This is a genomic window from Colwellia hornerae, assembly GCF_007954355.1.
In the GTDB taxonomy this organism is placed as follows: Bacteria; Pseudomonadota; Gammaproteobacteria; order Enterobacterales; family Alteromonadaceae; genus Colwellia_A; species Colwellia_A hornerae.
Genome location: NZ_VOLR01000095.1, coordinates 1 through 616, shown reverse-complemented (window position 1 = coordinate 616; position 616 = coordinate 1). Strand labels below are relative to the sequence as shown.

Sequence of the window (616 nt, the reverse complement as noted above, 5' to 3'; positions counted from 1 at the left end):
TCTTCAAAAGTACCGCTCCATTCTTTACTGGCATTAGACTTTATTTTACAGCCATCAATGGCGAACATGTTTCGTCCAATTAAGCCCTCACGATCACATATCAACAATACTTGAGTAAACAGCGGTTCAATTTGGTCTTTCATTTTAGCAACGAAACCCGCAATACTAGTGAAGTGAGGCTGAACATCGCCCGATAAACTCATAAAGGTGATATTGGTTTCACAAGCGTTTGCTATTTTACGGCTTGAGATAAGGCCACGAGAATAAGCAAAGAGAATAATTTTTAACATCACCGATGGAGGGTAAGCTGCTGCGCCTGTTTTATCATTATGGTACCAACGATCGAAGCCCGATAAATCAAGGTGATCTTCGACAATATGCGCAAGCGCATATTCGAACGTTCCAGGCATTATCTGTTGTGAAAAATCAACGGGAATGAACTTACTTTGACAGGATAAATCAGGTTTGTAGTTCGCCATAACATTTTACGGTCGATGAATAATATCTATTAGATCATAGCCAGTGAGTGCAAACAAGTATAAAAAACACACTATTTGAAAATAATAATAAAAACAGGAAATGTTACTTTTTGGAGAAATTCTACAGCCTCAACGCC

At 38.5% G+C, this 616-nt stretch carries 1 protein-coding gene; it reads right to left on the bottom strand.

Annotated elements, in window-relative coordinates; genetic code table 11:
- Positions 1–479, bottom strand: a 479-nt coding sequence (locus ESZ26_RS19105) for a transposase (protein ID WP_146910744.1), incomplete at its 3' end; no start/stop codon positions are given.
- Positions 480–616 lie beyond the last annotated feature (137 nt).